A 23,113-nucleotide genomic window follows, 5' to 3' on the forward strand; every position below is an offset into this window, starting at 1 on the left:
TACGATTTTTTTATTGGGAAAGATACTCCATTCATACTGTTTTTTGCGAATTTTGTGGTAATATTGTAGTAAAGAGAAGCTAAAGGAGTAGAACATGACATTCGAAAATGGACAAGAATATGATGATCCGATTTTATATGATAAAGAAAATGAATCCTATGTACAGGAACTTCCCTATTTATTAAAATGGGCAGAAAAAACAAACGGTCCTATTATTGATTTAGCGTGTGGAACGGGAAGAATGACCATTCCATTAGCAAAGAATGGCCATAGATTGATTGGAGTGGATATACATAAAGGCATGCTACAGGAAGCGGTCAAGAAATCAACGAAGCTTGGTTTGACTATCGAGTGGATGGAACAAGATTGTACGAAACTGAATTTAAACGTAACAAGCTCGTTCATCTATTCTGTTGGTAATTCATTTCAGCATTTCCTTACCAATGAAGAACAAGATCAATTCCTATCCTCCGTTAACAAGCATTTAGAACGAGATGGTGTGTTTATCTTTGGTACCCGTTTTCCAAGTACTGAAGAATTATTGCAGCCAAGTACAGAAGAGTATTGGAGAACGTATACGGATGAAGAAACTGGAACTATTGTCGATGTGTATACGATTAGTCACTATGATGCACTGGAGCAAATCCAAGACTATACGACGATTAGACGGTATAAAAAAGCTAGCTTAGCGATTGTCGATGAGAAGCGAACTAATATACGTTTGCGATATGTTTTTCCTAAAGAAATGGAACGACTTTTAGCACGGCACGGATTTGAGATCGTTCATGTATATCAGGATTGGAAGGAAACGCCGATAACGAATGATAGTTATGGGATGGTTTATGTTTGTAGGAAGGTCTAATTTTGCGGGTTCACTAGCGATATCGAACTAACTCTAAGATCGAAGGCGTGATTTCTGTCTGTCGTGCTATTGTTTTACTGCAGAGGTATTTCTTATGCTGTAGAGGGATGAGCAACCAAATGCAAGGTAGGGCTGCATGCTTTTTTCGAAGATATATTGTTTATACTGTTCAAACATGCAGGGAGACATGGAGATGCCTTTCTCTAGGCACGTGTCATCCCTGCATTGTTAAGCTGTCATTGGCCTTTTTGTTAGTTCGTGGATGGTGTGGTAGCTATGTTTCTGGAGTTGGGGTGGTATTCGTTCGGACTGAACAGCTGCCTGCAAGGACTGTCACCCGCCAAAAAGGCTTCACATCGTTCACACTCGTTATGGTATGATTCGATTACTTCTCCTTCACTTCTAAGGCGTATGCTACTATTTCTTGATGAATGTCAGGCATATTGTAATAGTTCGCTATCTCCGTTGTAGAGACAAAAACCCTTCTACCGGACTCATCGTTTGCCTCAAACGGATGGGTCTTCGTTATATCCATTCGATAGAATAATTGATAGCCAACAATGGGATACTTACTAGTTTCAGACCATGTTGGATTCTCATGATGATCTATTTCTACCGCTCCTAAAAACAGTAAGTCGCCTTCCACATACCCTTCTTCCATCACTTCTCGTTGTAAGCATTGCTCTGGTGTTTCTCCTTGTTCCAGGTGGCCTCCGGGTATATCCCAGCCACGATGATTTAAGTCAACCAACATTACCTTTTCATCCTTAAAGCAAAATCCGTGAATACTCGTCACAAGTTCTATTGGAGGAGTAAAATCCTTTTTCCATGTTAATTTAACAGTTGCTTCTCCCCAGGTAACATAGTAAGCAGTCATTCTAGTTCTCCTTCAACCGAGTCATGAAGTAAGATTTTGCCATGTAATAAGCACTTGCGGTAAATAGCTGATTAATTTCCCCACTTGAAATCATCTTTTCCATTTCTTCAATATCAATCAAATGAATATCAATGAATTCTGTCGGGTCCAAGTCTTGTTCGAATGCTTGATACGCATCAAGAAATAGGAAGGTGATTACCTTATTCGTCTGTGTTGCAGGATTAACATAGAATTCTCCTAGTTTAATAGGCCTGGAATCGGAGATATATCCCGTTTCTTCTCGCACCTCTCGGATAATTGCCTCTCGAGGCGACTCATTTGCCTCTGCCTTTCCCGCGGGAACCTCTAAGAAGAAGTCTTGAGCGGCATGTCGATATTGCCTTACTAGTACCAAATGCTGGTCCTTTGTTAAGACAACCGCATTAACCCAATCATCATATTCATTGACATAATAGGAATCAATCAATTGTCCATCTGGTAGTACTAATTTATCCTTCCTTAAATTTCCAAATGGGGATTTAAACACATAATCCGATGCAACCTTTCTCCATTTTTCCACTGTAATCACCTCTAATAGCACTTTTTTAACTTCTCTTCTTAAAATAGTTCTATAGTATTATTTCGACATAGTTTTTAATATTCCTGCAAATAAAATATGCACTAGCCCGCACCTCTTTAGCCCACCACCATATAATGCTATGGGGGTTGAAAGGAGGTTATAAGCCCATATGAAGAAACAAGAGCTTTTCACCCTAACATGCTTGATATTCCTCATTGCCATTCCCCTATTCATCTATTTCGCCTATTTTTCTAATACCACTGATGAGGCAGAAGATCCAGATACAGAAGAGCGTGAAGATGAGGACCGTAATGATGGGGACGGGGACGGGGATGGTGACGATAATGATAATGGAGCTGAGAACGATAACAGTAATGAACTGCATTGGGGAGTTGACTCTGCAACCTATACGGATGACGATTTCTATGCCTGTGTAGTAGATAATTTTGGTGAACCAGTAGTGTGGGGACGTTATCTAGGCGAGAAGGAAGGCGTTTCAGAAGGCTTAGATGCGGATGAAGTTCAGCTACTACATGATAACGATATTCAGATTCTCGTTATCTATAATCATGTAGAAGATGCTCGCGGGTATGATAACGGTGTCTCCCATGCAGAGGAAGCCATCGCGATGGCACAGGAAATGGAGATTCCTGAGGGCGTTGCTATATTCGTCGATATCGAGCCGGAATACCCTGTTGACGCAGCATTCATGGAGGGTTGGTACGAAATAATGGCTGACTCCAACTATGAACCCGGGGTATATGGTGTGTTTGATGAAGAGAGCGAGCTCCTAAATGCATACAATTCCATGGAACAAGAAATTCAAGAAAACACGATTGTTTGGACAGCTTATCCGCAAGAAGAAATCACCACAAAAGAAGATGCCCCAGAATATAATCCTCAAGGGCCAGAAAACGCCAAAGTCTACGGTTGGCAATACGCTATCGACTCAGAAACATGTAATATTGATACAAATCTATTCGAAGATAATATGCTAGATTATCTTTGGTAGGTAGAAGCGGGCTAGGTGCCCGCTTTTTTGGGTGGACGTGCTTTTGGGGTGGGGGGGTTGCTTGGGGGGAGTGCCTCCTTTTGAACGGGGGCTTTTTGGGTTGAGCACCTCCATCCGGGTGGGGGGGGTGCTTGGGGTGAACGCCTCCTCCCAGGGGGGCGCTTTGCTTGGAGTGAGCATCTCCTCCCGGGTTGAGGCGTTTCTCTTTGAGATGAGTGCCTCCATCCAGGCGGGTTGACATATTCTTCAGGATTCGGGCGCCCTCTTTCAGGATTTGAGCTCCTCCTTTCGATTTTCGCACTCCATAGATACCGCGCTTCCTTGATATTTTGCGCGCTCTCTTCAGGGGATGCGCCGCTCCTTGCCAAGTAAAAAAACCAATCCCAACTTAGGACTGGTCTACTTTATTTTTCTGGAGAGATGGTGGGCAGGCGTAGTTATATGCTTTAATCTTTTTATTAATTTCTTTAACTAGTTTGCGGCGTTCTTTTCCTTCTACTTCTGGTAAGCTTTCTTTCAGTCGATCAATTTCGTTTGCTAATTCGACCCAGTGTGGAAGGATATGGTTGTCTTTTAGTGTTTTGTACATTTGAGCTTCGGATGGGTTGAGGTAATTTGGACCTAGGTCTAATCGTTTCCCTTTGCCTGGGAGGTTGTCGAAGTCTCCTTCTGCCTCTGCACGTTTTACAATCTCTGTCATATGGTCGGTGTATTGAACTGGGGCGTCTTTCTCATACTTTCTCCGGCGCCATTCCGGCTTTAGTAAGGACAATACATTGGCATCATGGGATTGATTATTTTGGAAAAGGTAGCCGCGAAGGACGCCCTCATGGGTAAAACCTGCTTTTTCTAGCAATTTATTAGAAGCATCGTTCGCTGGGAAGGTAATCGCTCCAACACGATGGAGCCCCATTTCCACGAAGCAATACTCTAATACATTATTCAATGCTTCTGATAGAATCCCCTTACGCCAATAATTTGGATGTAACTCGAAACCGACTTCAGCTCTTTTCATCACAGAGGAATAATTATGTATGCCGATGGTCCCGATAAATGAACCGGTCTCCTTCCAAACGATTCCCCACCGTATCCCGCGTCCACTGTGAAATATCATGTGAAAATGATCGATCATTTCTTGTGCTTCTCCCAAAGACACCATACTCTCTCTACCATAGTATCTCGTTACATCATCTCTCGATAGCACATCAAAAATTGCTTGATCATACTGATGATCAATCTCTACTAGTTGCAGTCTTTTCGTATATCGTATAGGAAACTTTTCCATCGGTTCACTCTCCCACCTGGTTTATCCTCGATTTCTTATAGCATTACTATTCGATTTCCAACAGGGAAAATCCTGCAAAATGCCTTGGTTAATTCCAGTAATTTGGATCACTCATGCGAATCTCCTCTACCATATCATCTAAGTCAGATGGTGTTATAAAGTAGATAGGGTAGTCTTTTTGGGCTCGTTTTGCTTCCTCATAAAAGAACTTTATGCTTCCTGGATACTCTTCATCGAGTAACAGAAGACAGCCATCACTTTTTTCAACAAGCCATTTATTCTTGGCACGGAATTGGTATGGTCCCTTATAATCTCCCTTGTACAAGGCTTGATAAAAATCAGCTAGCATCGTTACTTCCTCATACTTAAGCTTTAAATCCTCTGGCCAACGTTCATCTTGATTTTCAAAGGGCGGGATAATCGCAAGTTGAATGTCGTAGTGATCTTTTAAATCTAAGACAATCTCCGCAGTCCATAGCTCGACACCCATTTGACCGGAAATGAGAATCCACTCTAATCCTTCTTCAATAAAGCCAATTATCCGTTTCTCTATTGCTGCCTTGATAATATGGATTTTCGGATCGTTTTCCTTGAAGATATTGATTTCTCTTGGTTTGTATCCTGTCACCATTAGTGTTTTCATGTATGCACATCCTTTAATGAACACTGGTCTTTAATACCATTCTGCATGAACTCATCCTAACTTGTCCAATAAACGACCTATCCATGACATCGTGTGGACGCGCTCACTTTTCCATTACCAAACATAAAATAATGAGCCAGCAACGCTGCTAGCTCATCATTCATTCTTTCTACATTAGCACTTAGGTTTCTTACCCCAACCTGGGCCTGCTCCATAGCCTGGTCCAGCGCCTGGGGTGTATGCTCCTGCTACTTGACCTGGTGCTGCTCCAGGAGCTCCCCAAGGTCCTGCTCCCGTGCCTGGTCCAACTCCCATTCCTGGGCCTGCTCCCATTCCCGGGCCTGCTCCCATGCCAGGGTCAAAAGCTCCTGCAACCTGACCTGGTGCTGGGCCTGGACCCATACCTGGTCCTGCTGGGACGTTAAACGAACCTCCATACATATCTACACTATTTACTGTATTTTGAACAGAAGTTGAGTGTGGGAATACATGTTGATTCTTTATCAGGTGATGATTCATCACTGTCGTATGAGAGGGATGAACATGTTGAACCGTTTCTTCCGTACAATGATGCACTACATTGTGCTTAGTAGGATGAACAACACATTTTGGACATCCACAATTGTGTCTGTGTCTCATGACTTTACCCCTTTCTTGTGATAAGTTCACTAATAACCTATGACAAGTGAGGAGTACATGTATCAGACACTAACCTATTTATGAGAAAAAAGTTTAGTAAAACCCTTTCTGACAGGGATAACGACTGGTTCCAAATTAAGTTACTTTTTCTTCCATACTGTATACCAGGTTTTAATTTGTTCATTTGGTTCGGAACCAATTTCGAGCTGTAATGACTCTTGAAGCGATGAATAACATTCGGCTACCGCTATTCTATCTTGTTGTTTGGCATACATTTTCATTAATTCAAAATACGCCTCTTCATTATGCTTATCTAATTGAATGATCATGTTTTGAACTACCCCCACTTAACCTCCTTGCAGGATGTTTGAAGTGGGGGATTCTTGGGAACAGAGCGTACTTGTTCGTGGTATTTCTTAACTAACAGCGGTTTCTCTTCTTTACCAAGCTATCCCCGTAGTCCCTACGGTTTTATAGGTTGTTTAAGCCGAAGCTACGATTCGTAATCCTTCAGCTAGAATATTTTTACTTGCATTGACATCTCGATCATGATGCGTGTGACAGGCTGGACACGTCCATTCCCTTACCGCAAGCGACTTCTTGCCAGTGTGATGTCCACAAGCAGAACATCGTTGACTAGATGGGAAGCCCCTACTTATTTTCACCAGGGTTTTACCATACCAATCCGCTTTGTACTGTAATTTCGTCACAAAACTAGACCATGATACGTCAGCGATAGATTTCGCTAGTTTATGATTGCGCAACATTCCTTTCGTGTTCAAGTCTTCGATACAGATGACATCGTGGTTTTTGATGATGGCTGTACTTAACTTATTCAGGAAGTCGGCACGTTGATTCAGCACTCTTTCATACAATCTTGCAACGTAGCGTTTTTGTTTTTGATAGTTTTTGGCATCGAGTAAGTTGATTCCGTTGTTTCTCGCATGCAAAGCACGTCTGGATAGTTTGCGTTGTTCTCGTTTTAACTTCTTTTCCATGTTGGAAGTAAACTTGTTATTGTCAATCTTGCTACCATCAGAAAGAATCGCAAAGTCCGTGATGCCTAAGTCGATTCCGATAGCGGATTCTGTTTTTGCTAATGGTTGTATGTCTGTTTCTGCCAGTATAGAGATGAAATATTTTCCGCTTGGATTACGTCTTACCGTAGCATTGATGATACGACCATGTACTTCACGGCTTTTGGCAAAGCGAACGAGCCCTAATTTAGGTAGTTTGATTTTGTTCCCTTCCATGGAGATATTTCCGTTGGTCTGCTTCGTTGTGTAGGATTGAACCGGATGCTTTTTGGACTTAAATCGCGGGGCTTTGTTTTGCTTTTGGAAGAATCTGGAGAAGGCATCAGAGAGGTTTCGGAGGGAAGATTGGACTGCGATGCTGTCTACTTCTTTTAACCAGCTTAATTCCTTTTTCAATTGAGGTAGTTGAGCAGAACAAGCGTTATACGTCAGTCCTTTTCCGGTTTGTTTGTAAGTGTCGTTCCATTTTACTAAAAAATGGTTGAAGATAAAACGAGAACAGCCAATGGTTTTCGCAATCTGTCTTTTCTGTTCATTTGTTGGATAGATACGGAATTTGTAGGCTTTTTTGATAAGCATTGCTTTCACCTCTCTCTGTATCAGATACCTTATTATACCATATGTTGCATGGTGGATAGGTCATTTCAGGGAAGAATGGAAGCACTTGAATAGTCGGACAAGAGATGGCAATTCATCTCCCACCTACTCATTTCCCATTCCTTGAGGTGGGAGTCATCTCGCCTATTGATGATAAATAAGCAAGATTGTGCTATAAGTTAGAAGCCACTTTAGAAATGGCTTCTTCAGGAATACATATAATAGCAGCATTCCTACTGGAAATGGGGTTAACACGATGAGCCAGATAGGCGCACCAAATGCCTCGGTAAGGGCACCAAGGGTTACAACAGCGGTACCGATAACAAACGCCTTCCAGAGTGCTATACCATTTTTCACTACATGACTCCCCACGTAATAAGACAAGGATGTAAGGGTAACAGATAATAGATAACTTATAAAATAGCTCATTTTACACACTCCATTTTTTCGATTTAGACGGATCTCGTTACTATATATTATCAAGATACCGTAGTGTGGTAGGTGAGACTACTGTCGGTGGTCATGATATGGCTAAATGGAGTGTGACTTGAGTAATTTTATTTTCTTACTTAGTAGGAATGCTAACCTACAAAGTATAGAAAGCTAATAAGGATAAAATAATTAATTTCTAATGCAGCATAGGGAACGTAGGGAAAATATACAAAGTAGGACATGCGCCCTAAATTAAATAAGATGCACCCATCCTACGTGAACATGTGCCCAATACCAAAGATCATGGACCCTTCTTGTGAGAACATAAGCCCAAAGTGGAGGTAGATGCGACCGACACGGGAGAGGATGTGCCCTAAACCGAAGAACATGTGCCCAATTTATAACAAGATGCTCCCTGTCTGCGTGCACATGAGCCCAATACCGAAAAAAATGTACCCAAAGCCAAAAAATTATAACCCCAGCCTATTCCTTCCCACACTCATAGCAACGCTTGTCCGAATCATCATCGCCATACATTCGTAGTTCCTTTTCCTCGCCACATACAATACAAGGTTCAACGTAAATTTGCGGAAGGACACCCGCTTCCGCTAGGGGCACCCATTCCGATTCGTATAAAGCTTTGGTCATTCCATAATCGATAAAGATAAGCTTGTTATCTGCATTTAAACCATAATTACTACTATCTCGTAAATCAAAACTATCAAACACGGTATCTAATAGGTGTAGCACCTCTCCATACTTTGGTGGTAATAGAGACTGATCCTTCTCTAAGTCAATTTCAAAGGACTGGCCAGCTCTTGTTTCCACTTGCTTATAGTATTTTTGAATTGAAATTGCTTCGTCCACATAATACGTTTCGGCAAATAATTCAGCTAGACCACGTTCTTCCATTACCTGATAGATGTCATACTCTGCTTTGGATTGTTGATAACCAATTGGATGAAGATTTACCTTGATGACATAATCCAATACACGATATGCCTTTCTCGTGGAGCCAATTCCGATAAAACTATCCTTATTACAATAGTGCTTCCAGTTATGAACTAGCTCTTTTAGCATATCCTCTCTTTGTATCCTGCCACCAAGCAACTCTAGCTTTTGCTGGTCTTTCTTATTTTTCTTTGTCCTTCGATATCCGTCCTGTAATGATTGATGATAGACCTTCAGGTAATCGGTTAGACTTAACATGTAGAATCGCGCCCCATGATGATTTGTTATCTCTAAGCTGGAGTAGTCTACACCAGCGAAAGGCTTTAAATCTTCAATATAAGCAATCCCAACGTTAACCGAGTCTTTCTTAAATTCATGCTCATTCTCGTCTACTAATTGGTAGCCTATACTCGCTAAGGTTGATTGAAGTTCCTGCCACCTCTCCTGTAAAAAGACCTGGGGCACTAGAATATCAATATCCTCTGGATTAAGCTTATAATTGGTCGCTCTTTGCAATCCAAGCGAACCATACAAGACAGGGGTAATGGATAACCTCTGATTTAACACCCCCGTAACCTTCAAAAACTCCTCATATAACTCCATAATGTCATCCCTCTACGCAAGAACCTTCCCTAAATCATTCCATTCATAGGTTAATAGATTCAATTCTACTCCCGCCATTTTAATTTTCTCCGTTTTCGCTAGCGTAGCACCATAGCGTTCATAAAAATAACGGCTGCTGTTTGCCTCTAACACTTCCACAAACACCTTCTTATAGCCTAGCTGCTGTAAATGCTGGAAAAGCTGGGTAAGTAGTTTGATTCCAATTCCCATCCCTTGGTATTCTTCTAGCAAATAAATCGACGTAATGTCTCCGGAGTTCGGAACATGATTATCCTCTCTCTTCCCACAATCAGCGAATCCAACAATTTCTCCTTCATCCGTTTCCGCTACCAATACATAATTATCTTCTCGAGCAATATTGTTCTTCCATAGTTCTGTGCGCTTCTCATAGGATAAATTATTCAAGAATGACTCCGGGAGAATTTTTCGATAGGTTGTTCTCCAACTATCAACATGGACTTTGGCAATACCTGCTGCATCTGAAATTACTGCTTTTCTAATTTTCACGGGAACCCCTCTTTCTATTTTGCTATTCTTATACCAGTTTAAATACCCTTTATCTGAAAATACATACGACTATTATAACAATTTCTCACCACTTTTGTTTGTCTATACAGAATTTTTCTAATGTTAGTTACCTATACATATGATAAGATTAACTATAAATGCACGGGAGAGGATAGCTTGTTTTCATTTGATGTGGATGGTGAAATTACCTTAGGGTTATTAGATAAGCGTAATGCCGAAGAACTGTTGCATTTAATAAATTATTCTCGTGATGAATTACGAGAATGGCTAGGGTGGATCGATAGTACGACTACGATTCATCATTCGATACAATTTATCGAAGCGAATTGGGCTATATTTGAGGAACGAAGTGGATTAATAGTAGGGATATTTTACCGTGGGCGACTTGCTGGGATGGTTGGCTTTAATACCATTGACTGGGTGAACCGTATTGGCATTATTGGCTACTGGCTAGGGAGTCCTTTCCAAGGATACGGGATTATGACAAGATCAGTAACGGCCATGATCGATTATGGCTTTAACCAGCTAAACTTAAATCGAATTGAAATACGAGCAGGCTTTGAAAATGTCAAAAGCCGGGCAATACCCGAGCGATTAGGCTTCCAAATAGAAGGAAGGATTCGCCAAGGAGAATGGTTGTATGACCATTATGTAGACCTCGTCCTATACGGGATGCTCGCATCGGAATGGGACTATTAAGGAGAAATTAGTATGAAGTTTTACCTTGCATCTGGATTGGAAAATAGAAAGCTAGTCCAATATGTTCGCGATCGTCTCTTACAGGCGGGGCATCATCAGATATATGACTGGACGAAAAATGAACGGGCAACAACTGAAACTAAGTTGCGCGATATTGGTACTGCTGAATGGAAAGCAGTTATGGAAAGTGATGTTGTGTTGGTGCTTCTTCCTGGTGGAAAGGGGACACACACGGAGCTTGGGATAGCACTTGGCATGCAGAAGGAGATTCATCTGTATTCCAAGGAAAAAATAAACCCGGCTACAGCTACGACCTTTTACTATGTAGACGGTATTCAGCATCATAATGGGAGCATTGATTCCTTTATCGATGCTATCGTATCAATCGAGAAATAGATAGAGACGGAGGAAATAGAGTGACAACGATATATCTAGTACGACATGGGGAAACAAATTGGAATGCGGAAAAAAGAATGCAAGGTCAAACCGACATACCGCTAAATGATAAAGGTGAACAGCAGGCAACACTTTGTGGTGCTGCACTAAAGCCGGAAGATTATGATGTAGTGATTTCTAGTCAATTACAACGAGCAAAGCGAACAGCAGAGATCATCAATCAGTACTTAGGGCTTCCTTTTGAAGTGATGGAGGATTTTGCGGAACGTCACTTTGGTGATGCTGAGGGACTAACATTTGATGAGCGTAATGAGCTTTATCCTGATCATGAGTATCCGAATCAGGAGGAATTAGAAGCTTTCTCCACAAGAGTAATGAATGGCTTGGAAAAGGTTCGCCAAAAGCATCCGAATAAACGGGTATTGTTAGTTGCCCATGGTGCTGTTATTTATCGTATCCTATCCAATCTTTCCGAGACGGAACTCAATCTTTCCGGAAGAAAAATTGAGAATACGAGCATCTCCACGATTTATTGGCAGGATAGTAACTGGGTAATCCAGGATTATAATCGAATCGATCATTTAAAACAAATAACGAAGGCTTAACTTATTGGAGTGAATCCTATGAAATATACTAATTCCCTAGAAGGAATAACGGAAGAAATGTTGCAGGGGTTCTTTGTCGACTGGCCCAACCCACCTAGTCCGAAGACCCATTTAAGCTTGTTAGAAAAAAATAGTCATGTCGTGATAGCAATTGATGAGGAGCAAAATCAGGTGGTTGGTTTTATTACCGCCATTAGTGATGGCATTCTTTCCGCTTATATTCCGCTTCTTGAAGTTCTACCTGCATACAAAGCGAAGGGGATTGGCACCAAATTGGTGGAGCACATGCTAAGTGATTTAAACCATCTTTATATGATTGATTTAGCATGTGACGATGACCTAGTCCCTTATTATGAGCGATTCGGGATGCAAAAGTCTACCGCTATGATACTACGAAACTATGGCCGTCAGTCTGGTAGTTAACGGTATGAGAACTTTTCTATGACAACAGAATTAAAATTACGCCCACTCGCTTTAGCTGATTACGACACGGTCCTTCGCTGGAGTAGGGATGATATATTTTGCTCTTTTAATGGATGGGCGCTTCACCGGGACCCAGAGGAATTATATCAGTGGTGGAGGCATTGTGTGGACGGGAATACGAATAAATTTGTTCGCCTAGGGGTGACGTGGCAGGACCAGCTCATTGGTTACGCAGATTTGGCCAAAATTGCGGACAATGCGGCGGAATTAGGAATTGCTATCGGAGAGCGTCGTTTATGGGGAAAGGGACTTGGGTATCATGCCTGTAGGAAGATGATCGATTATGGTTCTGAGAACTTCGGGATTACGACGTTTTATGCAGAATCCCACGAATCCAATACCCGTTCTCGCAAAATGCTGGAGCGACTAGGGTTTAAAGAAATTAGTAGAATTGGTACGGATAGCTATTTAGGTGTGGATACCCAACTAATTCAATATCAATTAAAGTAGAGCCAGGACCTGATATGGGTCACTGGTTTTTTAGTTTTTACGAATATATGTTCTTGTTTTTGCTTTGAAACTAGTTTATAATTAATAATAGAAAATTTCTGAAAAGTGGTGTTTCCCATGAAAAATATCCTATCCGAAGATGCGTTACTAGAAGAAATATTGGATACCGTCCGCTCCCGGTTTCCTATCGACTTCTTCCAGGCTGAACCGATTAAACGAGGTTGGTTAAATTTAAAATGGAAAGTCCACACCGATCAAGGGGAGTTTCTACTCAAGCAGTATAACAAAGACCGATTGAAAAAGTATTCGATTCCGCAGCTCAAACAAATTTTCACCCAACAAAACCGTCTCCATCACCTTGGCTTCCCTTGTCCCGAATTAGTTTCAAATCAGGATGAGGTCTTCTTCCAAACATCAAGTGGCGAACAATTTATCATGATGGAATTCTGTTCAGGTCAGTTAGCTTCACCCGGTAAGTTAACCGATGAGCAACTATACTATTTAGGATTTTACACAGGAAAAATGCATTCCTTATTAAACGATGGGAGTTTACCTCCTAAAGCAAAACCCGTTTTCCTCCCTCCTACTAAAGAAGAACGGATTACCTATTGGAATAAGATATATGAGGAAATTGATCAAGCTAAGAAAATAGCACTCTTACCGATCATAGAGAAACAATTGAAGTTGACGGAAGCTTTTCCATTGGATCAGCTTCAGCTTGATTCTATAGGCTGGTGTCACCGCGATTTATGGGTAGATAATCTATTATTCCAAGATAGTCATCTGTCTGCAATACTTGATTTTGACCGAATGGACGTTGACCATCTTCTATTGGAAGTCGGACGGGCTGTTCTCTCTGGGGCATTGGATGACGATTCGCTTCGTATCGACGGCGTAAAAGCCTTTGTCCAAGGGTATGGCCATTTCTATCCGACTGGAGTTCGGTTTATTACGGATGCCTTAATATTAGTATGGTACTTAGAGAGTGAATGGTGGTTGGATGCAAAGATGGATGTTCGTCAAGGTCCACCGAAACGATTTATACAGGAAATGTTCTGGCTTTCCGAACATCTTCTGGAGTTAGATGAGATGTTAGAAGGAATATAGCATTCCCATTTCCCGGGAAATATCGACATACGTTGTCGAATCAGAAAGGAAAGGAAGTTACGCTAATGTATACATTTTTTCAATATAATTGGCAGGTTCGGGATGAGTGGTTTACCTGGTGTGAACAACTCACTAAAGAAGAACTTTTAAAAGAACGGATTGGGGGACATCACAATATCCTCCATACGTTATTACATATTATCGATGTGGAATATAGCTGGGTCCGTGCGATGCAACAAAAGGAGGATATCCCGTTGGATTTCAGCAGCTACGGGGAAGTTCATCAGGTTAGAGAATTATCTCACCAACGTCGGGATGAAATAAAGGGCTTTTTACAATCCGATGAGGCAATCTCTCATGAACGTGTTACAGCGCCTTGGATGGAAGGTAGTTTTACACGCAATGAAATTCTCCATCATATTATTGCACATGAAATTCATCATATCGGCCAGCTATCGATCTGGGCTAGAGAGCTCAATCTGAAGCCTGTGTCGGCCAATGTGATTTTTCGGGGATTATTTAAGGAGGAAAGAGCAACATGATGATAAAAACGAGTGATGACGTAAATCTACATGTTGAACGAGAAGGAACTGGCATGCCATGTCTATATCTTCATGGCGGGCCTGGATATTGGAGTAAATCCTTTCAGCATCTTGCAGGGGATTTACTACATAAGGATCTAAAGCTAGTCTATTTAGATCAACGAGGGTGCGGACGGTCTGACTTAGCAGAGAATGGAGATTATACATTGGACCGGCTACTCCTGGATTTGGAGGAGGTCCGATTGGAGCTACAAATAAAAGAATGGTATGTGATGGGGCATTCCTTTGGAGCATTGCTCGCCATGAACTATGCACTGAAATACCCTAATGCAGTGAAAGGGATTATTCTTTCTAATGGGACATTGCATATGAAGGAATCCTTTGCACATCAGATTCAGAAAGGACGGGAACTACTTGGGCTAGAGCAGGACAGCATTAATGCCGAGGAATATCGTACCCCCGATTTAGTAGATACGTTCTTTTCCACCGTCATGCAATTAATGGAGGAGAATCTATTTTATATGCTTCAATATCAGTCTATTGCGGATAAGGAAAAAATGGATGAAATAGATGCTCAATTAGACACCCAACCAGATTTCCAGCAGCATATTTTTTCTTCTGAGGAGTATTTTCAAGACTTTAAAAAGCTTACACCACTCATAGCTAAACCTGTACTAGTATTATCGGGGAAATATGATCATGCGATTGGACCGGACCATCAAGAGGGGTTTGATTTTAAAGATGCGATTTTTCAACCATTAGATAGTGGACACCATCCATATCTTGATTGTCCAGAAGAATTTAAGAAGGCTGTTATAGGATTTGTTACGGCTTCAAAATAGGGATTATGACTAAGTATCGAGCATCTCCTTTAGAGGTTCAAGGCAATGGAACACCTATAACCCTAGGTACTAGTGCAGTAAACAGGACATACTTTACTAGTACCTAGTAGCTAACATGATCCCCTGGGATTTCTACACGTTATCCTTTTCTTAGCGATAAGATGTTCAAAATGAATCGTCCTCCAAAGCTCATCGTCAACAATCCGAACGTAATGTAAAAGAGTGATTTATTAACATCCTGATTTTCTAGAAAGGCTACATAGATGATACCTACTACTGAAACGATAAAAAGTAAACAATTAAAAAAAGTGGCTAACACCGTAAACTTAGTCGAGCTGTTATTTTCAGCTACCATATGACAACCTCCTATTCCGTAAAGAAATTCCATCTACTACTAGTCTAAACGATTAAAGAATGGTTTGAAACTATTTTGATAGTATTTCTCTGATTCCCTCGGGTCATGGGAAAAGCTTAGCGCGACCACGTAGCGACGTATGGACTAGACTTAACTGTAGCGATAAAGGATACCCGGTGACTAGAGGAAACAGATGTTGACTTATCGTACGGAGGTGGGGGAAGTCTTGCTAGTCAGAAGTGACCGGAGCTAGACCGCTTTGACTTTATACTATCTTACCTTGTAAAAAAAGAAGATTTGCCCGTTTTCCGTAGCAAATCTTCTCATCGCTTTAATGCATTTGTACTTTATGCAAATTAGCAAAAACACCATTTCGTTTCACTAATTCATCATGTGTTCCTTCTTCTTCGATTCCTTTTTTTGTCACGACCATAATGCGATCTGCATTGCGAATGGTCGCAAGTCGATGGGCAATAACTAGTGTCGTTCTATCTTTGGCTAAATCATTTAATGCTTGTTGAATAATCATTTCTGTTTCCGTATCTAATGCGGACGTTGCTTCATCCAGAATTAGAATTGGTGGATTCTTTAAGAACATCCGAGCAATTGCAATCCGCTGTTTCTGACCACCGGATAGCTTCAAACCACGCTCTCCAACTTGAGTATCATACCCGTCTGGTAGTTCATTTATGAATTCTTCTAAGTGTGCTCGTCTCGCAGCTTCGCGAATTTCCTCTTCTGTTGCATCTAACTTACCATAGGCGATATTTTCACGCAGTGTACCAGTAAAGAGGAACACATCCTGCTGCACAATCCCAATATGCTCACGTAAGGATCGCTTCGTCATATCGCGAATATCTATCCCATCAATCGTAATTTGCCCACTATCCACATCATAAAAACGTGGAATTAAGGAAGAGATCGTTGTTTTTCCTGCCCCAGATGGACCAACAAAAGCGACCGTCTCTCCTGCATTAATATGGAAATTCATTGCTTTTATTACCGGGCCTTGGGTTTTCTCATAGCCAAAGGTGACCTTATGGAAAGAGATATAGCCTTTTAAGTTCTTCACTGGCTTAGCATTTGGTCTATCCTGCACATCCGGCTCTGTATCAAGAATATCAATAAATCGTTTAAATCCTGCCATTCCTTTTGGATACATTTCAAGTAAGGCACTAATTTTATTGATTGGGTTAAACAATACATTCGTAAATAAAATAAAACTTACTAATTCCCCATACGACATATGGTTGTTAAAGGTTAGCCATGCACCGTAAACTAAAACAATTAAAACAATTAACCGCATCATCATGTAAATGTTGGAATGAACAAATGCCATGATTTTATAAGCGCCAACCTTTGCTTTTCTAAAGTTGTAATTATCTTTTGTGAAACGGTTCATTTCGTAATCTTCATTTGTAAATGATTGGACAACACGTACACCAGAAACAGAGTCTTCCACACGTCCGTTTACCTCTGCAATCTCTTCATACATGGATTTCCAAGCCTGATTCATTTTGATATTACTATATGTAATTAACCAAATGAGGATCGGAACGATAATCAAGATGATAACCGATAAATGGAAATTAATATTGAACATTAGGGTAAATGCACCAACAAATGTCATAAATGCGATAAATAAATCCTCTGGTCCATGGTGGGCAAATTCCCCGATATCAAAAAGGTCATTGGTGATTCTACTCATAACATGTCCTGTTTTCGTATTATCAAAAAAACGGAATGACTGTTTTTGTACATGCTGGAATAAATCCTGGCGCATGTCGGTTTCAATATTGACACCAAGCTTATGACCCCAATAGGTCACGACATACTGCATAAACGCACTTAATAAATAAACCGCTAATAGCGATACACTAACAAGCACGATTATATCCCAATTTTCAGTAGGGAGTAATTTATCGATAAACTGCTGTACGGCAATTGGAAAGGCTAATTCCAAAATAGCTACAAACACCGCACAAGTAAAATCAATAATAAAAAGCCTTTTATGAGGCTTATAGTAAGAGAAAAAACGTCTTAACATCTGTTGCACTTCCTTCTGTTATTAGATAAACGCCCATTCACTCTAGGAGTTTTTCTTAGCAGTCGGAAAGGATTCCTATTCTTTCCTATCTACCATAAACAAAACACTATAGAATCAGCGTTTCTCAATTCAGTCTCTTTTTATACTATACATTTTTGTTCACCAGAAGGAAAATGTTATGATTAGAATTTTTCAAGAAGTGAAACTTTTGATTACTTGTCAATTTTGTCCACCTTTTCGCATACATTGTAGGGAGTATCATCTCGTAAAGGGGGAGATTCCGATAAAAGTGTCCTTGAATATGGCAACCTGGCTTTGTTACGCGGTTGGTTATGTGTTTATTACTTCTGGGGTAATGAAGTTAATCAATACCGATTTTCGAGCTACCTTTCATTCTCTAGGTGTCCCATTTCCTGAAACGACCTTATTCCTAGTAGCGATTATCGAATTAGGCTGCGGGGCATTAATAGCGGGTGGGATGTATGTTCGAAAAGCAAGCATGCCTTTGCTCGTAATTATGGTGGGGGCGATTTATTATTCAAAACTTCCGTTGATAGCGGTAGATGGTTTTCTTGCTTTTGCCTTCCAAGCTCGGCTAGATATTGTACTTCTTATTTTGCTTCTTTTATTAATCAAGCATGTCCCGGGAAAAAGTTTTAGAGGAAATTCAGATATTAACAGATTATCAACTTAGTTTTGCTAAGTTATACACATTTTTATCCACATATGCACAAATGTTCGCAGATATTTTGTGTTTTCGATTTTATTTGACACAAAATATAGAGTGCACCCTGATTTATACACATAATTTGTGAATAACTTTTTGAAAATGGGGATAAGTTGTGAGTCTTTACACAGAAAACATGAAACTTAGCTGTGAATAAAACAGCATCCTGACTCTTCACTTGGAATCAAGATGCCTTTTTCTGTCCTTATCGCTGTACATCTAATGTTAACGTTGTTTCGATTTTCTTACCTTCTCGGTAATACGTCACCTGAATTTCATCCCCGACTTCTTTTTCCTGGTACAGGATTTTTCGTAAATCAATCATATTCATGATTTGTCTTCCATCTAGATGGGTGATAACATCCAGTCGGTCTAACCCTGCTTGATCTGCAGGTGAGCGCGGCTCCACACTCCACACATACACTCCACCTTCCACTTTACTTGGAAGATTTAGCGTCTCAGACCATTCCATTCTAGGGATCTCTTCAAGCGAATAAATTTCTACTCCTAAGTATGGTCGTTTTACTTGTCCGGTTTTTTCTAACTCATCCATAATGGGCCTTGCCGTATCAATTGGGATGGAAAAGCCTATTCCTTCAACCGCTTCCTGGTTAATTTTCATCGAGTTAATACCAATGAGCTTGGCATCCATATTAATTAAGGCACCACCACTATTACCAGGATTAATCGCTGCATCCGTCTGAATAACCTCGGCTTGCCAATCTGCTCGACCATCTAAATTAAAATCCTGTGGTATCGTCCGCTGTGTCCCGCTCACAATCCCTTGCGTCACAGACCCAGAAAACATATGCCCTAACGGATTGCCAATCGCAATAACAGGCTCTCCAACCTTTAAATTCTCCGTTGATCCAAGCTCGATCGTCCGGTCTACATTAGTCCCATCTATCCGTAATACCGCCAAATCAGAGAACAAATCCGCTCCCAAAAGCTCGGCCTGTAATACCGTGTCATCATTGAGCATCACCTCAATGTCATCCGCCCCCTCAATGACATGGTGGTTGGTGACGACATACGCATAGCGGGAATCTTTTTTATAAATTACCCCAGATCCCGTTCCCGCTTCACTCTCCTGCTGTTGCTCCCAAAAATCGGCCTTATGCTGTAGATTCGTAATCCCAACCACAGTAGGCGACACAACCTCCACCACCTCTGTGATGCGCGTGGAAATATCTAAGGAAACGAGCTGTTCCTTCGTGTTGTTTACCATATTCGTATGGTTATTATCCTCTTGCCCCATCTCTTGGATTCTCGGAACCGCTATCGCCATCACTAGCACCCCAATAGCAACACCGAGCAAAATAGGAAGCCAATTATTTTTTCTCCTTCGATGGGGATTCGGTGGATAATGTTGATCGTAGTAACCCATATAATAGCTCCTTTATATCGAATTCCAGTTTTTATTATGTTCTGTTTTGATTGGAATAAACATGAGGTTGCATTTAGCAAGGAAATATAATAGATTTTTAGTAGAAAGGATGTGGCATATGGAATATAAAAAACGAACCAAACCAGTGGAACTAGCAGTCCTGGAAATCTTGCAGAACAGAATGGAGTTATCAGAGAAGGACAAACAGTATTTACTCCATTTGCAAAAAGGCTTTGAAGGAGAGGTGATGTTTGATGCCGTGACGCGAGAGCTGGATCTAGATTGTTATGTATTGAATGATTTATTACTCCAGGTCAACCATACAACATTTCAAATTGATACCCTGATTATTGCCGACAGAATTTACTTGTATGAAATCAAAAATTACGATGGAGATTTTTACTACGATACAGACCGCATTTACCGACATAAACTCGAAATCGCAAATCCACTTACCCAGCTCAACAGAACCGAAACCCTCCTTAGACAATTACTCCAGACCCTCGGAATGAACTTCACACTCCATACTTCCGTTGTTTTTATAAACCCCGAGTTCACCATGTATCACGCACCATCTGATAAACCTATCATTTTTCCTACACAACTAAAGCGACACATAAAACAACTTAATACCATCTCATCCCGGCTAACCAACAAACATCTTGCACTTGCCAAAAAGTTAGCTTCCCTTCATTTGAAGGATTCTCCTTATTCCAAGTTACCAAAGTATGAATATGAGGAGCTGAAAAAGGGTGTTAGCTGTAAAGTCTGTGGGAGGATCAAACTTGGAGTTGAAGGTAAACATTGTATTTGTTCTCATTGTAATCACACGGAGTTCATCGACGATGCCGTTTTACGAAGTGTAGAGGAGTTAAGATTGCTATTCCCAAATAAAAAAATCACCATTCCCCTTATCTACGATTGGTGCAGAATCACCACCTCTAAGAAAAAACTCAGAAGAATATTAACAAAAGAATATACTTTAATACACGTCAACCGATGGTCTTACTATCAGTAACTTAGTTCAAAAGGGATTAACTACTCCCTTTTGAACTTTTTTTCTTTAGGGAGATTAACTCACCAGAAAAGGAGAATGAGCTCAGACTGCTCGTATGTGTTCGTTAGCTTAAAAAAGGTATGGATAACGCTTATTTTGAAGATATTTACCCGGAATACTCTTCCTCTGTTACCTTTTCTTCTCGGCTTAACCTGATATGGTCACTGACGGCTTCTCTCTGTTACCTTTTTCGTCTCACTCCACTGAAAAAGGGCTCTGATGCTCTTCCTCTGTTACCTTTTTATCCTCGACCAACTGAAAAAGGGCTCTGATACTATCTCTCTGTTACCTTTTTTGACTCGCCCAACTGAAAAAGGGCTCTGACACTCTTCCTCTGTTCCCTTTTTCGACTCGCCCAACTGAAAAAGGGCACTGATACTCTCCCTCTGTTACCTTTTTCGACTCGCCCAACTGAAAAAGGGCACTGATACTCTCCCTCTGTTACCTTTTGACGCTCGCCCAACTGAAAAAGGGCACTGACACTCTTCCTCTGTTACCTTTATCCCCGCTCCCATCCACAAAAGGGCACTGACAGCTTCTCTCTATTACCTTTTAACGCTCACTCAACCTAATAAGGGCACCAACTGCCCCCCTCCATCCCATCCACACAAAAAAAAGAGCGCCCGACCCCGGTCGCTCTCCCAAACCAAACTCAAACCCAAATCCCAATCCTACCCAACTTCAAACATTGCTGTTGGTACGGCTGGGTCGGTATCGTGTAAATCTATCTTTATGCCTCGTTCCTCTAAGATGTTTCCTACTGACATGCGGGCGAGGTCTTTCATGTTGTTGTCTTTACTTAAGTGTGCGAGGTAAATTCGCTTTGTATTGTTATCAATAATATCTGTTAAAGCTAGTCCACAGTCTTCGTTCGATACGTGGCCGGAGTCGCCTAGGATACGGCGTTTGACGCTCCATGGGTAACGGCCCATGCGGAGCATGCCGACATCGTGATTTGCTTCAAAGATGTAGGCGTCGGCACCTTCTACGGTTTTCTTAATTCGCTCGGATACGTATCCTAAATCGGTAACCAGTGCTACCTTTTTCCCGTTATTGCGGAAGACATAAAACATCGGCTCTGCTGCATCGTGAGAGACGCCGAATGATTCCACATCGATGTCACCGAATGTTTTTACTTCTTCCATATTAAATATAAATTTCTGGTCGAGCGATAGCTTACCGATGGAGCCCTCCATCGCCTTCCAGGTTTTTTCATTTGCATAGATTGGTAGATTATACTTTCTCGCTAGAATCCCTAATCCCTTAATATGATCACTGTGCTCATGTGTGACGAGAATCCCGGATAAGTCTGACGGTGAAACGTGAACATCGCTAAAGAGCTTGTCCATTTGTTTTCCGCTCAGGCCCGCATCCACTAACAGCTTCTCTTTATCTGATTCGATATAAAAAGCATTTCCCGTACTCCCGGATGCTAGGACACTAAAACGTAATGCCATGTTGATTCACTCCGATTGCTCTAATTTGCTAGACATTAAGTCTAGCATTTCCTGTTTAAAATCTTCATCTCCTGCAATTGCTAACGTATTATCGATACTTAATTTGATTACATTATCGACAAATTCATTGTTAACTGGAATAACTTTTCTCTCAAATGCGTCCACTAAACGACTACGAGATTCATTGATCGTAAATTTCCATGTTGGAACTAGTACTTGACGTCCACTATCAGAAGGGAAAAATGTATGGTAACCAAGTTCAAAACCTGTCACTTCTTCATTGGAAAATAATGCGTTTTTATTATATAGCTCTCGAATCGCAGATAGAGGTTTTACTACCGACTCTTCCGCATTGATTACTTCCAGTTCTCCCAAATAGGTTTGCATATAGCCAACTATTTCGTCGTTATCATTTAAGAAGGCGAGGATCATGCCATTTTGATTATAGTAAATGGTGCGAGTATCCTTTTTCTGAAAGAATATCATCACATTCCGATCACTATCCCAAGAATCAAACGTATACTCATCCCCTAAGTATACCGTACTAGCAAGCAATTGTTCTATTTCTTCCTCTTTAGCATTTTCTGGAACAGCAAAAGGCGTTTTTAAATAGGCAAGAATAAATCTATCATTGACAACTACCACATCCTGATCTTCTCTAGTGGTAATTTCCGCTATTTCATCCTCGGTAAATTGTTTTGGCTCTGTAGCCATTAAGGATTCATTCGGTACCGATTCAGGTAAATTTTCTGGAATGGTTATGTTTTCTATTTCCAGAAATGCTTGTTCCTCTGTTGACGTCGATTCCAATAAGCTTACATCATCCTGCTTTTGCACGACTAAAACGATCAAATATATATCAAGAAGTAAGAAGGAAAGGATAAATAATGATTTTATTTGACCCCATTGCATC

At 40.9% G+C, this 23,113-nt stretch carries 27 protein-coding genes; 12 read left to right on the forward strand and 15 right to left on the reverse strand.

The genetic code is table 11. From position 1 onward, the window contains the following. Positions 1-94 precede the first annotated feature (94 nt). A complete protein-coding gene (locus AAIB49_RS08750) occupies positions 95-862 on the forward strand; it encodes a class I SAM-dependent methyltransferase (protein WP_343457837.1) in 768 nt (255 codons plus the stop codon). 385 nt (positions 863-1,247) lie between these two features. On the opposite strand, the gene AAIB49_RS08755 is transcribed toward AAIB49_RS08750, so the two are convergent. Both AAIB49_RS08755 and AAIB49_RS08760 read right to left on the reverse strand, forming a co-directional pair. After that, positions 1,248-1,739 carry an NUDIX hydrolase gene (locus AAIB49_RS08755; RefSeq protein WP_343457838.1) on the reverse strand — a complete coding sequence of 164 codons (492 nt, stop codon included), beginning with the start codon at positions 1,737-1,739 and terminating at the stop codon, positions 1,248-1,250. Between the two features lies 1 nt (position 1,740). Next, positions 1,741-2,319, reverse strand: coding sequence for an NUDIX hydrolase (locus tag AAIB49_RS08760; protein ID WP_343457839.1), 579 nt, complete (start codon positions 2,317-2,319; stop codon positions 1,741-1,743). A gap of 148 nt (positions 2,320-2,467) precedes the next feature. Here AAIB49_RS08760 and AAIB49_RS08765 point away from each other — a divergent pair, with 148 nt between their 5' ends. Beyond that, on the forward strand, positions 2,468-3,310 hold the full coding sequence (locus AAIB49_RS08765; RefSeq protein WP_339216240.1) for a glycoside hydrolase domain-containing protein: 843 nt from the start codon (positions 2,468-2,470) through the stop codon (positions 3,308-3,310). Positions 3,311-3,698: 388 nt separating this feature from the next. Here the strand turns inward: AAIB49_RS08765 and AAIB49_RS08770 are convergent, their stop codons facing one another. The 8 genes from AAIB49_RS08770 to AAIB49_RS08805 form a co-directional block, all read right to left on the reverse strand. After that, on the reverse strand, positions 3,699-4,595 hold the full coding sequence (locus AAIB49_RS08770; protein WP_339216242.1) for a GNAT family N-acetyltransferase: 897 nt from the start codon (positions 4,593-4,595) through the stop codon (positions 3,699-3,701). Between the two features lie 88 nt (positions 4,596-4,683). Next, complete coding sequence (locus AAIB49_RS08775) at positions 4,684-5,238, reverse strand: SLOG family protein (RefSeq protein WP_343457840.1); 555 nt, start codon at positions 5,236-5,238, stop codon at positions 4,684-4,686. Positions 5,239-5,412: 174 nt separating this feature from the next. Then, positions 5,413-5,877 carry a CotD family spore coat protein gene (locus AAIB49_RS08780; RefSeq protein WP_343457841.1) on the reverse strand — a complete coding sequence of 155 codons (465 nt, stop codon included), beginning with the start codon at positions 5,875-5,877 and terminating at the stop codon, positions 5,413-5,415. Between the two features lie 140 nt (positions 5,878-6,017). After that, a complete protein-coding gene (locus AAIB49_RS08785) occupies positions 6,018-6,224 on the reverse strand; it encodes a bacterial transcriptional activator domain-containing protein (protein ID WP_343457842.1) in 207 nt (68 codons plus the stop codon). Positions 6,225-6,359: 135 nt separating this feature from the next. After that, positions 6,360-7,493, reverse strand: a complete 1,134-nt coding sequence (gene tnpB, locus AAIB49_RS08790; protein WP_343457843.1) for an IS200/IS605 family element RNA-guided endonuclease TnpB — start codon at positions 7,491-7,493, stop codon at positions 6,360-6,362. Between the two features lie 162 nt (positions 7,494-7,655). Continuing rightward, complete coding sequence (locus AAIB49_RS08795; protein WP_343457844.1) at positions 7,656-7,940, reverse strand: hypothetical protein; 285 nt, start codon at positions 7,938-7,940, stop codon at positions 7,656-7,658. A 486-nt stretch (positions 7,941-8,426) separates the two neighbouring features. Then, positions 8,427-9,497, reverse strand: a complete 1,071-nt coding sequence (locus AAIB49_RS08800; RefSeq protein ID WP_343457845.1) for a hypothetical protein — start codon at positions 9,495-9,497, stop codon at positions 8,427-8,429. Positions 9,498-9,509: 12 nt separating this feature from the next. After that, a complete protein-coding gene (locus AAIB49_RS08805) occupies positions 9,510-10,025 on the reverse strand; it encodes a GNAT family N-acetyltransferase (protein ID WP_343457846.1) in 516 nt (171 codons plus the stop codon). Positions 10,026-10,202: 177 nt separating this feature from the next. Between AAIB49_RS08805 and AAIB49_RS08810 the strand changes: the two genes are divergently transcribed. From AAIB49_RS08810 to AAIB49_RS08845, 8 genes are all read left to right on the forward strand, one after another. Next, positions 10,203-10,745 (forward strand): GNAT family N-acetyltransferase, encoded by a 543-nt coding sequence (locus AAIB49_RS08810; RefSeq protein WP_186871181.1) that lies wholly within the window; start codon positions 10,203-10,205, stop codon positions 10,743-10,745. A gap of 12 nt (positions 10,746-10,757) precedes the next feature. Continuing rightward, positions 10,758-11,141 (forward strand): nucleoside 2-deoxyribosyltransferase, encoded by a 384-nt coding sequence (locus AAIB49_RS08815; RefSeq protein ID WP_343457847.1) that lies wholly within the window; start codon positions 10,758-10,760, stop codon positions 11,139-11,141. Positions 11,142-11,161: 20 nt separating this feature from the next. Beyond that, a complete protein-coding gene (locus AAIB49_RS08820; protein WP_339217710.1) occupies positions 11,162-11,746 on the forward strand; it encodes a histidine phosphatase family protein in 585 nt (194 codons plus the stop codon). 18 nt (positions 11,747-11,764) lie between these two features. Next, on the forward strand, positions 11,765-12,169 hold the full coding sequence (locus AAIB49_RS08825; RefSeq protein ID WP_343457848.1) for a GNAT family N-acetyltransferase: 405 nt from the start codon (positions 11,765-11,767) through the stop codon (positions 12,167-12,169). An 18-nt stretch (positions 12,170-12,187) separates the two neighbouring features. Continuing rightward, complete coding sequence (locus tag AAIB49_RS08830; protein ID WP_343457849.1) at positions 12,188-12,679, forward strand: GNAT family N-acetyltransferase; 492 nt, start codon at positions 12,188-12,190, stop codon at positions 12,677-12,679. 117 nt (positions 12,680-12,796) lie between these two features. After that, positions 12,797-13,786, forward strand: coding sequence for a phosphotransferase (locus AAIB49_RS08835; protein WP_343457850.1), 990 nt, complete (start codon positions 12,797-12,799; stop codon positions 13,784-13,786). A gap of 65 nt (positions 13,787-13,851) precedes the next feature. Continuing rightward, complete coding sequence (locus AAIB49_RS08840) at positions 13,852-14,328, forward strand: DinB family protein (protein WP_343457851.1); 477 nt, start codon at positions 13,852-13,854, stop codon at positions 14,326-14,328. Further along, positions 14,325-15,170, forward strand: coding sequence for an alpha/beta fold hydrolase (locus AAIB49_RS08845; protein WP_343457852.1), 846 nt, complete (start codon positions 14,325-14,327; stop codon positions 15,168-15,170). Before AAIB49_RS08840 ends, AAIB49_RS08845 begins: the two co-directional genes overlap by 4 nt. A 139-nt stretch (positions 15,171-15,309) precedes the next feature. Here the strand turns inward: AAIB49_RS08845 and AAIB49_RS08850 are convergent, their stop codons facing one another. Both AAIB49_RS08850 and AAIB49_RS08855 read right to left on the reverse strand, forming a co-directional pair. Then, positions 15,310-15,525 (reverse strand): hypothetical protein, encoded by a 216-nt coding sequence (locus tag AAIB49_RS08850; RefSeq protein WP_339217704.1) that lies wholly within the window; start codon positions 15,523-15,525, stop codon positions 15,310-15,312. Between the two features lie 331 nt (positions 15,526-15,856). Next, the gene (locus tag AAIB49_RS08855) at positions 15,857-17,572 is read right to left on the reverse strand and encodes an ABC transporter ATP-binding protein (protein WP_343457853.1); all 1,716 of its coding nucleotides are present in this window, start codon (positions 17,570-17,572) and stop codon (positions 15,857-15,859) included. A gap of 178 nt (positions 17,573-17,750) precedes the next feature. Between AAIB49_RS08855 and AAIB49_RS08860 the strand changes: the two genes are divergently transcribed. Further along, positions 17,751-18,266: a DoxX family protein gene (locus tag AAIB49_RS08860; protein ID WP_343457854.1), complete on the forward strand. Its 516-nt coding sequence runs from the start codon at positions 17,751-17,753 to the stop codon at positions 18,264-18,266. A 238-nt stretch (positions 18,267-18,504) separates the two neighbouring features. On the opposite strand, the gene AAIB49_RS08865 is transcribed toward AAIB49_RS08860, so the two are convergent. Beyond that, a complete protein-coding gene (locus AAIB49_RS08865) occupies positions 18,505-19,686 on the reverse strand; it encodes a S1C family serine protease (RefSeq protein WP_343457855.1) in 1,182 nt (393 codons plus the stop codon). Positions 19,687-19,804: 118 nt separating this feature from the next. Here AAIB49_RS08865 and AAIB49_RS08870 point away from each other — a divergent pair, with 118 nt between their 5' ends. Further along, positions 19,805-20,704, forward strand: coding sequence for a nuclease-related domain-containing protein (locus tag AAIB49_RS08870; RefSeq protein WP_343457856.1), 900 nt, complete (start codon positions 19,805-19,807; stop codon positions 20,702-20,704). Between the two features lie 710 nt (positions 20,705-21,414). On the opposite strand, the gene AAIB49_RS08875 is transcribed toward AAIB49_RS08870, so the two are convergent. Beyond that, the gene (locus AAIB49_RS08875; protein ID WP_339217699.1) at positions 21,415-22,200 is read right to left on the reverse strand and encodes an MBL fold metallo-hydrolase; all 786 of its coding nucleotides are present in this window, start codon (positions 22,198-22,200) and stop codon (positions 21,415-21,417) included. A 6-nt stretch (positions 22,201-22,206) separates the two neighbouring features. Next, entirely contained in the window at positions 22,207-23,112 is a 906-nt protein-coding gene (locus tag AAIB49_RS08880; RefSeq protein ID WP_339217697.1) for a two-component system regulatory protein YycI, read from the reverse strand. Position 23,113 lies beyond the last annotated feature (1 nt).

Origin of the sequence: Ornithinibacillus proteolyticus, from assembly GCF_039581225.1 — a bacterium.
Classification (GTDB): Bacteria; Bacillota; Bacilli; order Bacillales; family Amphibacillaceae; genus Ornithinibacillus; species Ornithinibacillus massiliensis.